The sequence below is a fragment of the Nonomuraea sp. MG754425 genome (assembly GCF_021699195.1).
Classification (GTDB): domain Bacteria; phylum Actinomycetota; class Actinomycetes; order Streptosporangiales; family Streptosporangiaceae; genus Nonomuraea.
Map to the genome: position 1 here is coordinate 1 of NZ_SSXE01000242.1, position 13,513 is coordinate 13,513.

Here is a 13,513-nt window from a genome sequence, read left to right on the forward strand (position 1 = left end):
GTGCGGGTGCGGGTGCGGGTGCGGGGGTGTATGGCGTGTCGCAGCAGGCGTCGGCGGCGAGCCTGCTCAGGGTGTTCGGCGGCGGGGTCATCGGGCTCCTGGTCGGCCTCCTGGTGGGTATGTTCGCCGCCGTGCTGGCCAGCGTGACCGTGGGCGACGGGCCGGCCCTGTTCACGCTCATCGGCTGCACCGCGCTCCTCGGCGGCGTCGGCGCGGCCCTCGGGGCCGGGTCCGGACGCCGGGAGGCGGCTGCCGCGTACCGGGCGGCGGCGCCGTACCGGGGGCAGGGGGGAGCGCCCCCGCCGTACGTGCCGCCCCCGCTGTTCCCCAGGCCCGAGTTGCCCGACCCGCCGGGCTGGCTGCTGCCGGCCGCCACGGGGGCGGGGGTGTTCGCGGCGGTGGCGCTGCCGGAGGCGCAGGTCGGGCTGGGGATCGTGCTGGTCGCGCTGGTGCTGGGCGCGGCGGCGCTACCGGCCGTGACGCGCCGGATGACGCCGTGGACGGTGGCGTTCGGCGTGACGGCGTACGGCCTGATCTCGATGGCGGCGGTGCGCGACGCCGACTGGCTGGTGGCGATCCTGCTCGTGGCGGGAGCCGGGCTGGGCGCGCTGGCCGTCTCCGGCGCGGGCGGCGGCTGGCTGGGCGTGCTCAGGGGCGGCGTGTCGGTGCTGCTCGCGCTCGGCCCCGTGCCGTGGTTCCTGGCGCGGCCGGTCAAGCGGCTGACGGCCAGGCGGCGGGTGCTGCCGATGGTGGCCGCGCTGGGCATCACGGCGGTGCTGCTGGCGGTGTTCGGGCTGCTGTTCGCCTCGGCGGACGCGGTGTTCGCCTCGTACGTGGAACGGCTGACCACCGCCCCCGACTGGGCGGAGTCGCTGCCGGGGCGGATCTTCCTGTTCGCGCTGTTCGGGGTGCTGCTGGCCGCGGTCGTCCTGGTCGCGCTGCGGCCCGTCGTGGACCCGGTGGGCCCGGACACGAAGCTGAGGGTGAGCAGGAGCATCTGGCTCGTGCCGCTGACGGCGGTGAACCTGCTGTTCGCCGCGTTCGTGACGGTGCAGGTCACGGCGCTGTTCGGCGGGGACACGCTGGTGCTGCGGACGGCGGGGCTGACCTACGCCGAGTACGCCAGGCAGGGCTTCTTCCAGCTCGTCGTGGTCAGCGTGTTCGTGCTGGGCATCGTGGCGGTGGCGGCCGGGCTGCTCAAGGTGGAGCGGCGCGAGCGCTGGCTGCTGGCCGGGCTGCTCGGTGTGTTGTGCGGGCTGACCATGGTGGTGCTGGCCTCCGCCCTGCACCGGATGAACCTCTACACCGACGCCTACGGCCTGTCCCGGTTGCGGCTGTCGGTGCAGGCCACGGTGTGGTGGCTGGGCGCGCTGTTCGCGCTGGTGCTGCTGGCGGGCGCGGCGCGGCTGTCGGGCCGCGGCTCCGGCTGGCTGCCCCGTACGGTCGTGCTGGTCACCGGCGTGAGCCTGGCCGTGTTCGCGCTCGTGAACCCCGATCTGCGGGTGGCGCAGACGCAGGTCGAGGTGCGCGGCGTCATGAAGATGGACTCCGACTACCTCGGCGACCTCGGCTCGGAGGCGGTGCCGGCCCTCGACCGGCTGCCCGAGCCGCAGCGCAGTTGCGTGCTCGCGGCCGTGGTCGCGGCCAACGGGCTGGACCGGCCCGACCCGTGGAACGGCTGGAACCTGGCCCGCGCCCAGGCCCGTGACCTGCTGGCCGAGCGGCCGGTGGGCGTCACGGGCGACTGCCCCGAGGCGTACGTGCGCGGCTCTGATTGAATCCAGGGGTGACCTTCGACGTAGTGATCAGCGGCGGCCGGGTGCTCGACGGTACGGGCGCCCCGCCGTACCGGGCCGACCTGGCGATCTCGGGAGACCGGGTCGCGGCGGTCGGCAGGCTCGACGGCGTACGGGCGGGCACGGTGATCGACGCGAGCGGGCGGCTGGTCGCGCCCGGGTTCGTGGACTGCCACGCGCACGGCGACGCGGCCGTCTTCGACGCCGGCGTGCAGCAGGCGGCGCTGCGGCAGGGCGTCACGACGTTCGTGCTGGGTCAGGACGGGCTGTCGTTCGCGCCGGGCTCCGCCGAGACCGTGGCCTACGCCTCCCGCTACTTCGCCGCCGTCAACGGCGCGCTGACCGACGGGGCGTTGACCGACGGGCCGCTGAGCGTCGCCGACCTGCTCGCCGGCTACGATCGCGCGGTCGCGCTGAACACCGCGTACCTGCTGCCGCACGGCACCATCCGCTACGACGTCATGGGGCCCTCGCCGGACCGGGCCGCGCCCGGTGACCTGGCGAAGATGTTGCGCCACGTCGAGCGCGGGCTGTCGGAGGGCGCGGTCGGGCTGTCGAGCGGGCTGGAGTACCTGCCGGCCCGCTACGCAGACGCGGAGGAGCTGGCCGCCCTGTGCGCGCCGCTCAAGGGCCTGCCGTACGTCACCCACATGCGGGCCTACGGCGAGCGGGCCGGCGTGGGCATGGCCGAGGTCGTGGAGATCGCCGAGCGTTCGGGCGCGGCCGTGCACGTCTCGCACCTGCACGGGCCGGCAGGCGTGCTGCTGCCGCTGGTCGAGGAGGCCCTCGCCAAGGGGGTGGACCTCAGCTTCGACACCTACCCGTACCTGCGGGGCAACACGATCCTCGCGATGGTCGTGCTGCCGCCGTCGGTGCCGGGCGCCGACACGGACGCCGCGCTGGAGATGATCGCCTCCGACGCGCTGGAGGAGTGGTGGCCGGGGCAGAGCGCGCTCTGGCCCCGGCTGACCGTCTCGCACGCGCCGGGCATGGAGTGGGCCGAGGGGCTGACCATCGTGGCCGGAGCCGAGCGGGCGGGGGCCGAGCCGGCCGCGTTCTGCCGACGCCTGTTGACCGAGACGCGGCTGGAGGCGGGGGTGGTCGTCGCCCGTCCGGACGAGGGCTCGGAGGGTGAGGAGTCCGTCCGCCGGATGTTGCGCCACCCGTCCCAGACGGGCGGCTCCGACGGCATCTACGTGGGCGGCCACCCGCATCCGCGCGGGTTCGGGGCGTTCGCCAGGTTCCTCGGCCGGCACGTCAGGGAGCTGGGCGACTGGACGTGGGAGCAGGCCGTGACCCACCTGTCCGCGCATCCCGCGCGGCGGTTCGGGCTGTCCGACCGGGGGCTGCTGCGGCGCGGGTTCGCCGCCGACGTGGTGGTGTTCGACCCGGCGACGGTGGGGGACCTGGCCACCTATCCGGCCCCGCGCACGCTCGCGGAGGGCATCGACGACGTGCTCGTGTCCGGCGTACGCGTGCTGGCCGGCGGCGAGCTGACCGGTGCCACGCCGGGACGCGCGCTGCGACCCTCGTGAGCGATAAGGTCAGACCCGGACCAAAGGGGGGTGTTGTGCCGGCGATCCTCGGCCAGTCGGTCTTCGACGGGGGGCTCGAATTCCCCGCCATGGTGGTGCACCGCGACGCGCTGGAGCACAACGTCTCGACGATGGCGGCCTTCGTCCGCGATCACGGCATGGAGCTGGCGCCGCACGCCAAGACCCACATGTCCGCCGAGATCGCCGCGTTGCAGTTGGAGGCGGGCGCGTGGGGCCTCACGGTCGCCACGGCCCGGCAGGCGGCCACGGTCAGGGGGTTCGGCGTCGGCCGGATCCTGGTGGCCAACCAGGTGGTCGATCCCGCGGGGCTCGCCTGGGCCGCCCGCGAGCTGGAGCGCGATCCGGGCTTCGAGTTCCTCAGCTTCGCCGACTCCAGGGCGGGCATCGACATCCTGGCCGCGCACGCCGGCGCCCGGCCGTTCCGGGTGCTGGTCGAGCTGGGGCACGAGGGCGGGCGGGCCGGTTGCCGGCGGCTCGACGAGCTGCTGGAGGTGGCCTCGTACGCGCAGGCGACGCCCGGCGTCGAGCTGGCCGGGGTGGCCGGGTACGAAGGCGGGCTGCGCTCGGGCGACGAGGTCCGCAAGTTCCTGCACGCGTTGCAGGAGGCCGTCGAGCACGTCCGGGTCAAGAACCCGATCCTGAGCGTCGGCGGCAGCCAGTGGTTCGACGTGATCGGCCGCGAGCTGGTCGCCGCCCAGGCCAGGGTGCTGCTGCGCAGCGGCGCCTACGTCACCCACGACGACGGCTACTACCGCGAGCGCACGCCGTTCAACCGCATGGAGGGCGAACTGCGCCCGGCGCTGGAGGTGTGGGCGCACGTGCTGTCCGTGCCCGAGCCGGGGCTGGCGATCGTGGGCATGGGCAAGCGGGACGCCCCCTACGACGAGGGGCTGCCGATCCCGCGCCGGGGCGGCGTCACGATCATGAAGATGCAGGACCAGCACACCGTGGTCCGCGCCACCGGCCTCAAGCCCGGCGACCTGCTGGCCTTCGGCATCTCGCATCCCTGCACGGCGTTCGACAAGTGGCGCGTGCTGCCCCTGGTGGACCGGGACTACCGTGTCGTTGGCACGATAAGCACCAATTTCTAGGAGAACTCGGTGAAAAAGGAGCTCCGGACCACGGAGGGCGCCGCTCCCATCGGCGCCTACTCGCAGGGCCTCGTCGTGGGCGACTTCGTCTACACCTCCGGCGCGGGCCCGCTCGACCCCGGCACCGGCGAGATCGTCGGCGACGACGTCGCCGCCCAGACCCACCAGACCCTGCGCAACCTCGGCGCCATCCTGGCCGCGCACGGGCTCGGCTTCGACGACGTCGTCAAGGCCACGGTCCACCTCCAGCACCTCAAGCGCGACTTTGCCGCGTTCAACGAGGTGTACAAGTCGTACTTCAACCACCCGTACCCCGTACGCACCACGGTGGGGTCCGAGCTGCTGGACATCCTCGTGGAGATCGACTTCGTCGCGCACAAGAGCGCTTAAGGTGCGGCTGTGGACAGTTCGGTGTACGTCTTCGTCGAGGACCTGCTCGGCGAAGGCGTCGAGCGGGTGCTCGACAGGATCAGCGGGTACGGCGTCACCGGCGTCACCGTCGGCGCCGTGCACCACGCCTCCCGCGACGTCACCCCGCACGGGCTGTCCCGGCTGACCCTGCGCCACGACGGCGCGCACTTCATCCCGCCGCCGGAGCTGTTCGACGGGCTCCGGCTGACGCCCGTGCCAGGCGTCCCGGACGCCTTCGACGGCCTCCGGGAGGCGTGCGCGAACCGGTCCATGAAGCTGCACGGCTGGACGGTCTTCCTGCGCAACGCCACGCTCGGCGCCGAACACCCCGACGTGACCGTACGCGACTGCTTCGGCGACCGCGGCTCGCTCACCGACCTGTGCCCCGCCCACCCCGACGTGCGCGACTACGCCGTGGCGCTGGCGCGGGCGGTGGCCAGGCTCGGGGTCGACAGCGTGGTGGCCGAGTCGCTGCACTTCAGGCCGCTCAAGCCGCAGCGCTCGTTCGTGCCGCTCGGGCCGATGGACGCCTACCTGTTCGGGCTCTGCTTCTGCGAGCACTGCATGCGCCGGGCCACCGACCTGGGCGTGCACGCCGAGGTGGCGCGCGACGAGTGCGCCAGGATCGTCGGCGCCGTCTTCGACGGCGACCCGCCGGCCCAGGGCGAGGTGACCAGGGCGGCGCTGACCGCGTACGCCGGGCCCGACGTCGTGGCCTACGCCCGCGCCCGCTCCGAGACGGTGACCACGCTGGTGTCCGAGGTGGCCTCCGCGGTGGCCGCCGAGGGCTCGAAACTGGTGTTCATCGACTCGACCGGGGCGGTCAAGGGCTACACCGACGGGCTGCCCACCCCCGGCCTGGCCGCGCACGACGCCTGGCAACTCGGTGTCGACCTGGTGGCGCTGGGGGACCTCGTGCCCGCGTTCGGGGTGCTGGCCTACGCGCGCGACGCGGCGCGGGTGGCCGACGACGTGGGCGCCTACCTGCGGTCCGTGGGCAAGGACCGCGAGGTGCGGGCCGTGTTGCGGCCCGGCCACCCCGACAGCGACTCCACCGACCGGCTGGTGGCCAAGGCCCGCGGGGCCAGGGCGGCCGGGGCGCTGGCGGTCGACTTCTACGCGTACGGGCTGGTGCCGTACGCCGTCCTCGACCGCATCCCGGCCGCCCTGTCGTCGTAGCCGCCCGGCCTGGCCGGCCGTGCCGGCGACATACCGGCGACATACCGGAATGCGGCTACGCTGGCGGGCCCGTACTTGATCATGCCCGAAGGAACTCTCGTGATCCGTCTCGCGCTCGTGACCGTCGTCGCCGTGCTGCTGTCGATGATCCCCGGCGTGTCCCACGCCACGGTTCCGGGCGCGCTGGGCACGGCGGGCAACCTGGCGCGTGAAGAGCAGCCGCGCGCCGACGGGATCAGGCACGTGGACACCAAGGCGATCATCGCGGGGCTGAAAGCGCTCAACGCGAACACCTACGTCTATCCGATGGCCGGTGACAACGTGCACTGGACCGACCTGCGGGATGAGTTCCTGCCCGCGGCCACCGCCGCCGGGATCGACGTCTGGGTGCTGGTGTACTCGCCGAGCCAGCAGAGCTGCTGCGTGTCCCGGCCGTTCAAGCACGACTACGTCGCCTGGTCCCGCGAGATCGCCACCCTCGCCAAGAGCCACCCGAACCTGGTCGGCTGGACGGTGGACGACTACGCCTACGACCTCAAGACGTTCACCCCCGCCTACCTCGGACAGATGCGGTCCGTGGCCAAGGCGATCAGCCCCGCGCTCAAGTTCGTCCCGACCGTCTACTACGCCCAGTTCACCGACGCGTTCGTCACCGAGCAGATCCCGCTCATGGACGGAGTGATCTTCCCCTTCCGTGACGAGCCGTACCGGGACACCTCCTGGCCGTGGAGCCTGTCGTACCAGGTGCGGCAGCTCGCCGAGCGGCTGCCGGGCACCGAGGTCTACCTGATGCCCTACGCCCACCCGCTGAGTCACGCCGCCCAGAAGCCGACGGTCTCCTACGTCGAGGCGGTCACGAAGAACGCGATCGAGCACGTACGCAGCGGTGAACTCGCCGGGGTCCTGCAGTACAAGCTCCCGTTCGTCTCCGGTGACCAGGCATGGACGCGCCCCGCGGCCGACAACCTGGCCCGCACGGGCGACGGGCGGCTGAGCTTCGTCGTCCAGAAGGAGACGGTCACCAAGGCCGGCATGTCGTGCGGCGCGACGCGGAAGATCGTCCTGACCTCAGGGGCGGCCAAGCGGGTGGTGAGCTTCTGGCACCGTGACGCCCGCGGGCCGGGGCATCCGGCCGGCTACCACATCAAGCAGCTCCTGCTCAACGGCAAGGTGGTCTGGGAGCGGGACGTCACCGCCGACGCGGCGGGCACCTGGGCGAAGGCGACGGTCGACCTCACGGCCAAGCTGAGCGGGACGACGAGCGCGACGCTGCAATGGCGCCTGTACGAGCGCAAGGGCGTGAGCGACTACGTCATCGACGTCGGCGTGGACGACATCGCGCTCACCGGCCTGGCGATGAGTGACCCCGGCGTGGAGAACGCCGCCGTCTGGACGCCCACCCTGGCCCGCCAGGGCGGTGCGGTCTACTGCTCCGCCCAGGTCTACCACGAGAACTACGGCGCCGACCTCGGCGCACGCATCGCCAAGCTCTATGCCGCCGGGTGAGCCGGCGGACGACGCCGCGGCGATGGGGCACGTGAGCGGCGCGGCCGGTATCACCGATGCCGGCCGTCATGGGCCGCCACCCCGTCGAGGAGGGCCGCGACCGCCGCCTCGGCGAAGCCGTCGCCGGGGGGCAGCCCGCGGAAGACCACCCGCATCCACACGGCCCCGGCCAGCAGATCGACGATCAGCATCGGGTCGGCCCGCGCCGCCAGTTCGCCCCTGGCGATCGCCCGCTCGAAGATCACCCGCTCTCTGGCGAAGCGGTCGGTGAAGAAGCGCCGCGCGTCCAGCTCGGGATGGCGGACGGCCGCGGCGAGCGCGGCCACCGCGATGTCGCTGCCCGGGGGCTCGGACAGCAGCCGCCGGACGCCCTCGACCAGCGCCACCAGGTCGCCGCGCAGGCTTCCCGTGTCGGGCGGGTCGAAGCCGAGCACGTCGGACTCGACCAGGGCCGCCCCCAGCAGCGCGGCCTTCGACGGCCACCACCGGTAGATCGTCGTCTTGTTGACGCCCGAGCGCTCGGCGACCCCTTCGACGGTCAGCCCGTCGTACCCCTTCTCGGCGACCAGCCGCAACGTCGCATCGAAGATCTCCCGCTGTTTCCTGGGCGCCATGCGGCTCATTGTCTCCCGGCGAACGCCGCGAGCACCGCGAGGGCGAGGTAGACGGCCCCGCTGACGTGGCGGAGAACGCCCGCGGCGCGGTCGAGCCGCCGGCCCACGGCGCCGGCCGCGAGGGCGTACACGATGTCGGAGAGCAGCCCGAGCAGCAGCAGCGTGAGGCCGAACAGCACCACCTGGAGCGCGGGCGAGCCCGCCTCCGGCCGGACGAACTGCGGCAGGACGGCCAGGAAGAGCAGCACCACCTTGGGGTTGAGCAGGTTGACCAGCATGCCTTCCAGGAACACCCGGCCCAGGGACTGCGGCTGCGGCCGGGCCGTCCGCGCCGCCCTGCCGGTGAACGCGCGGATCCCCAGGTACACCAGGTAGGCGACCCCGGCCCATTTGACGATCGCGAACAGCGTCGGCGATCGCGTGATCACGTACGACAGGCCCGCGGCGGCGGCCGCGATGTGCGCCAGCGTGCCGGCCTCCACGCCGAACGCGCTCGCCAGGCCCGCGGCCCGGCCCTGGGAGAGCCCTCTGGCGGTGATGTAGAGGTGGTTCGGCCCGGGGATGACCACGAGCGTGAGCGCGGTCACGAAGAAGAGGGCGAAGGTCGTCGGAGATATCACGAAAGAGCAGCGTAGGATGGGTTTGGTATGTCGAAGAGAGCCAATCCCGAGCCGGTTTTCCGGGCCAATCCGTCATCGACGGCTCATGGCATAGTTTCTGGCGTGAACGGTCATCTTGTCGGGCGCTCAGCGGAGCTCGCCGGCCTCGTGCGCGTGCTCACGGCTGCCGGCGACGGCCTGGCCGGGGTGGCGCTCGTCGGCGGTGACGCCGGGATCGGCAAGACCCGGCTGATCACCGAGCTCACCTCCGAGGCCCGCGAGCGGGGTTTCCACGTGCTGGTCGGCCAGTGCGCCGAACTCGGCGACGCGCTGCCGTACCTGCCGCTGGCCGACGCCCTGCGCGGCGCCGAGCCGGCCGTGCGCGAGGCCGCCGCCGGCCACCCCATGCTGGGCCAGCTCCTGCCCGGCTCGGAGAGCGCGCCCTCCAGCGGGCTCACCCAGCAGCGGCTGTTCGGCTCGCTGCTCGGGCTGCTCGCCGACGTGCAGCCGGTGCTGTTCGTGATCGAGGACCTGCACTGGGCCGACCGCTCCACTCGTGACCTGCTGGTCTTCCTCAGCCGCATGGTGCAGAGCGAGCGCGTCTGCGTCGTGGGCACCTACCGCACCGACGACCTGCACCGCCGCCATCCCCTGCGCTCCGTGCTGGCCGAGCTGAAGCGCCTGCCCACCGTGATGAGCGTGGAGCTGGGGCCGCTGGGCTCCGGCGAGATGTCCGACTACGTCACCACCCTGGGGGAGGTCGACGCCCAGGGGCTCGGCCTCATCATCTCCCGCGCCGACGGCAACCCGTTCTACGCCGAGGAGCTGTTCGCGGCCATGGCCGAGGGCGACCGGCTGCCCGACGGGCTGGCCAGCCTGCTGCTGTCCAGGGTCGAGGTGCTCTCGGAGGCCGGGCAGCGGGTGCTGCGGGCCGCCGCCGTGGCCGGCCGCCGCGTGGAGGACGAGCTGCTCTGCGAGGTGTCGGGGCTGCCGCTGGACGCGTTCGAGGAGGCGGTCAGGGAGATCGTCTCGCGCGGGCTGCTCAAGATCCAGGGCCACGGCTACGCCTTCCGCCACGCGCTGCTGCAGGAGGCCGTCTACACCGACCTGCTGCCGGGCGAGCGCACCAGGCTGCACGCCGCCTTCGCCCGCCTGCTCACCTCGCCGGCCGAGCTGTCCCACCACCACCTCGCGGGCCACGACCTGGCCGGGGCGCTCGCGGCCTCCGCCGAGGCGGGCAGGCAGGCCGAGCGGCTCGGCGCGCCCGCCGAGGCCCACAGCCACTACGACCGCGCGCTCAGCCTGTGGGAGCGGGTGCCCGACGCGGCGGGGCTGGCCGGTGAGGACCGCGTCGAGCTGGCCTTCCGCAGCGCCGTCATGGCCGCCGACAGCGGCGACAACCACCGCGCCGTGGTGCAGCTCCGCGCGCTGCCGCAGACGTCCGAGGTGAACGAGCGGCTCGCCTACTACCTCTACGAGCTCGACGACCGGGCCGGCGCGATCGAGGCGGCCGAGCAGGCGGTGCGCAGCGCCGGCGACCAGCCCGCGCTCGCCCGCGCGCTGGCCACCCAGGCCCGCGCACTGCTGTGGAGCCCGCGCCACCATGAGGTCGAGGCCCTGTGCGCCAAGGCGCTCGAGATCGCCCGCGCGGCCGGGGCCAAAGACGCCGAGGTGGGCGCGCTGCTCACGCTGGGCGCGTTCGTCGAGCCGCGCGGCGAGCTCGACCGGGCCCACGAGCTGATCGGCACCGCCATGGCCCAGCCCAGCGGCGACCTCGCCATGGACCTTCGCGCCCGCTTCCACCACGCCCGCATCCACTACGAGCAGGGCCTGCTCGCCCAGGCCGCCGAGGTGGCCGACGACGGCATCCACCTGGCCTTCCAGACCGGCCTCAAATGGAGCACCTTCGGCACCGACCTGCGCTTCCTGCGCTTCCTCATCCACTACGTGGCCGGCGAGTGGGACGACGCGGAGGCGGTGGCGGCCGGCTTCGGCGCCCGGGTGGGCACGGTGCCCGAGGCGATCCTGTCGTCGTTCGCGCTGTTCATCGAGGTGGCCCGCGACCTGCCGGCGGTCGAGTCCCGGCTGAGCTGGCTGCGGCCGTTCTGGTCCGACGAACTGGCCTCGTACATGTCCAGGGGCCTGGCGGCCGAGCACGCGCTGTGGCACGGCGACCCCGCGACGGCGCTCGACCACGTGCGCGCGGTCGTCGCCGAGCAGCAGGACGGCGATCCGGGCAACATCCGGCTGGCCGCCGTCGGGCTGTGGGCGCTGGCCGAACTGGGCAGCACCGAGGGCGCCGACGACCTGCGCGCCCGCGCCCGTCAGGCCGTCGAGTTCGGCCCCTTGGGTGAGGGCGCCCACCTGGGGCCCGAGGGCCGGGCGTGGGCGCTGCGGGTGGAGGCCGAGTGGCACCGCGTCCACGGGCGGCTCGACGTGGCGGCGTGGCGGCGGGTGGTGGAGGCGTTCGGCTTCGGGTTCGAGTACGAGGTCGCGCGGGCCCGATGGCGGCTGGCCGAGGCGCTGCTGGCCGCCGGCGACCGCGACGCGGCCCAGGCGGAGTGGGAGCAGGCCAGGCGGGTGGCGGGCAAGCTGCGGGCCGCGCCCCTGGAGCGGGCCCTGCTCGACTTCGGCCGGCGCGCCCGCTTCGGCGGTCCCGGTTCCGGCGGGTCCGGCGACGGCGGGCTGACCGCGCGGGAGGTGGAGGTCCTGCGGCTGGTCGCGGAGGGGCTGACCAACCGGGAGATCGCGGAGCGGCTGTTCATCGCGCAGAAGACGGTGAGCGTCCACGTCTCCAACATCCTGGGCAAGCTCGACGTCTCCACCCGCACCCAGGCCGCCGCCACCGCGCGAACGCGCGGGCTGCTCGGGTGAGGACGTCCTCAGGCGGGGCGGCTCACCGGGAGACCTCCAGCAGCAGGTCGGGCTCGCCGAAGTCGCCCGACTTCAGCAGCAGCGTGACCCCCGAAGGGGTGAAGATCCAGGGCACCCCGCGCGCCGCCTCGGCCCCGATCACGCCGCCGGACACGCCGAGCGCGCTCACGACCGCGCCGGACGTCTCGCCGCCCGCCGTGATCACGCGGGTGACGCCCCGCTCCACCAGCCCGCGAGCGACGCGGCCGATGGCCGTCTCCAGGATCGCCGCCGACCGCTCCACCCCCAGGGCATCCTGTACGCGGCGCAGCCTGGCCGGCTCCAGCGACGCGTAGACCAGGGGCGCTCCGGCGCTCTCGTCGAGGGTGTCGTACCAGGCCAGGGCGTTCCTGGCGAGCGAGTCCCGGTCCTGGTCGGCCAGCGCGTCGAGCCGGTAGGCCGGTCGGCCCGCCTCGATCATCACCCGCACCTGCCGCAGCGTGCTCGCCGAGCAACTGCCCGCCAGTACGGCGGCCCGCCCGGACGGCTCCGGCCAGAGGGCGTCGTCCGGCTCGTGCCGTGCGTGGGCGGCGGCCAGCCCGCCCGCGAGCCCCGCCGCACCCGCCAGCAGCGGCGCCCCGGCCAGCGCGTGGCCGGCCGCCATCAGGTCGGAGTCCTCCAGCGCGTCCACGAACGCGTAGCGCACGTTCTGCTCGCGCAGTTCGGCCAGCCGCCGGCCGATGGCCCGTCCGCGCACCTGCGGCAGCGTCACGACCCCCGCCCGGTAGGCGCTCTGCGCCTCCAGCAGGCGCGGTAGGTACGAGTCGGTCATCGGCGTCAGCGGGTGGTGCCGCATGTGCGACTCGCCGAGCAGCGCCTCCCCGACGAAGAGGTAGCCGTTGTACTGGGTGCGGCCGTGCTCGGGCGAACTCGGCGTCATGGGGACGATCGGCGCGTCCATGGCGTCCGCCAGGGCGTCCAGCACCGGGCCGATGTTGCCGTCGCGGGTGGAGTCGAAGGTCGCGCAGTACTTGAAGTAGACCTGCTCGGCGGAGCCGTGCGAGCGCAGCCAGCGCAGCGCGCGCAGGGAGCGGGCCACCGCGTCGGCCCGGTGGACGGTGCGGGTCTTGAGCGCGATCACGACGGCGTCGTGCTCGGGGAACTCGCCGGCATGCGGCGGGAGCCCGAAGTACAGGAGGGTGCGGATGCCCCGGCGGCGCAGTGCCACGGCCACGTCGGTCCCGCCGGTGAAGTCGTCCGCGATGACGCCGATCATCGGTGCGCCTCCGACCGGGTCTTGGTGCTGTCGTGGTGCGAGTCGAACATGACGCCGACGTTATCGGCGTCCGCATGGCCGCTCACAGGGGAGGGGCGGGTCAGCTCGTGATGGTCAGGTCGCGCCGCTCGAAGTAGTCCGTCTGGTCGGACTGGAGGTAGGCGTGGAAGTTCGGGGCCATGGGGTCGGCCGACCTGTCGGCGGTGACGATGGTGACGATCACGTACTTCTTGGACGCGCCCGAGAGGATCTTGCCGTACGCGTAGTCGGGGAGCGCCTTGTCCTGACGCCACCTGACGGCGGTGGACGTGAGCCGCGACAGCCGGTCGGCGGTGGCCTTGGCGGCCCGGTCGCTGGGGAAGGCCAGCATGAGCTGGACCGCTTTGAGGTGCCCGCGGTAGGCGGAGTAGACGAGTTGCACGGCGCGCCGGCACTTGTTCTCGGCCAGCACGCCCTGGCCGTCCACCGGGCCGCACGAGCCGTAGGTCCAGCCGGCGACCTTGTCGGCCTGGAACTTGATGCCGCCTTCGGCGAAGCTCCAGTCGCGGAACTCGGTGTGCGTGATCGGCGTGCCGGGCTGGGAGTGCCTGGAGGCGGCCTGGGCGTCGTCGGGGGTCACGGAGGGCTCGGGG

Annotated in this window: 11 protein-coding genes; 7 read left to right on the forward strand and 4 right to left on the reverse strand. The window is 73.5% G+C overall.

Annotated elements, in window-relative coordinates:
* From FAF44_RS47295 to FAF44_RS47320, 6 genes are all read left to right on the forward strand, one after another.
* The coding region (locus FAF44_RS47295) for a DUF4153 domain-containing protein (RefSeq protein WP_237110012.1) at positions 1-1,778 on the forward strand (1,778 nt) is incomplete at its 5' end.
* Between the two features lie 8 nt (positions 1,779-1,786).
* Positions 1,787-3,331, forward strand: a complete 1,545-nt coding sequence (locus FAF44_RS47300) for an amidohydrolase family protein (RefSeq protein ID WP_237110013.1) — start codon at positions 1,787-1,789, stop codon at positions 3,329-3,331.
* Between the two features lie 35 nt (positions 3,332-3,366).
* Positions 3,367-4,443 (forward strand): alanine racemase, encoded by a 1,077-nt coding sequence (locus FAF44_RS47305; RefSeq protein ID WP_237110014.1) that lies wholly within the window; start codon positions 3,367-3,369, stop codon positions 4,441-4,443.
* Positions 4,444-4,452: 9 nt separating this feature from the next.
* Entirely contained in the window at positions 4,453-4,833 is a 381-nt protein-coding gene (locus FAF44_RS47310; protein ID WP_237110015.1) for a RidA family protein, read from the forward strand.
* Positions 4,834-4,842: 9 nt separating this feature from the next.
* On the forward strand, positions 4,843-6,033 hold the full coding sequence (locus FAF44_RS47315; protein WP_237110016.1) for a hypothetical protein: 1,191 nt from the start codon (positions 4,843-4,845) through the stop codon (positions 6,031-6,033).
* 99 nt (positions 6,034-6,132) lie between these two features.
* Positions 6,133-7,539, forward strand: coding sequence for a hypothetical protein (locus FAF44_RS47320; protein ID WP_237110017.1), 1,407 nt, complete (start codon positions 6,133-6,135; stop codon positions 7,537-7,539).
* A gap of 50 nt (positions 7,540-7,589) precedes the next feature.
* Here FAF44_RS47320 and FAF44_RS47325 read toward each other — a convergent pair whose 3' ends face one another.
* Both FAF44_RS47325 and FAF44_RS47330 read right to left on the reverse strand, forming a co-directional pair.
* Positions 7,590-8,153 carry a TetR/AcrR family transcriptional regulator gene (locus FAF44_RS47325; RefSeq protein WP_237110018.1) on the reverse strand — a complete coding sequence of 188 codons (564 nt, stop codon included), beginning with the start codon at positions 8,151-8,153 and terminating at the stop codon, positions 7,590-7,592.
* Positions 8,154-8,158: 5 nt separating this feature from the next.
* Complete coding sequence (locus tag FAF44_RS47330) at positions 8,159-8,773, reverse strand: LysE family translocator (RefSeq protein WP_237110019.1); 615 nt, start codon at positions 8,771-8,773, stop codon at positions 8,159-8,161.
* 102 nt (positions 8,774-8,875) lie between these two features.
* Between FAF44_RS47330 and FAF44_RS55425 the strand changes: the two genes are divergently transcribed.
* Positions 8,876-11,626, forward strand: a complete 2,751-nt coding sequence (locus tag FAF44_RS55425; protein WP_308193518.1) for an AAA family ATPase — start codon at positions 8,876-8,878, stop codon at positions 11,624-11,626.
* A 22-nt stretch (positions 11,627-11,648) separates the two neighbouring features.
* On the opposite strand, the gene otnK is transcribed toward FAF44_RS55425, so the two are convergent.
* Positions 11,649-12,881 carry a 3-oxo-tetronate kinase gene (gene otnK / locus FAF44_RS47345; protein ID WP_237110020.1) on the reverse strand — a complete coding sequence of 411 codons (1,233 nt, stop codon included), beginning with the start codon at positions 12,879-12,881 and terminating at the stop codon, positions 11,649-11,651.
* Between the two features lie 100 nt (positions 12,882-12,981).
* On the reverse strand, positions 12,982-13,513 hold a 532-nt coding region (locus FAF44_RS47350; protein ID WP_237110021.1), incomplete at its 5' end, for a hypothetical protein.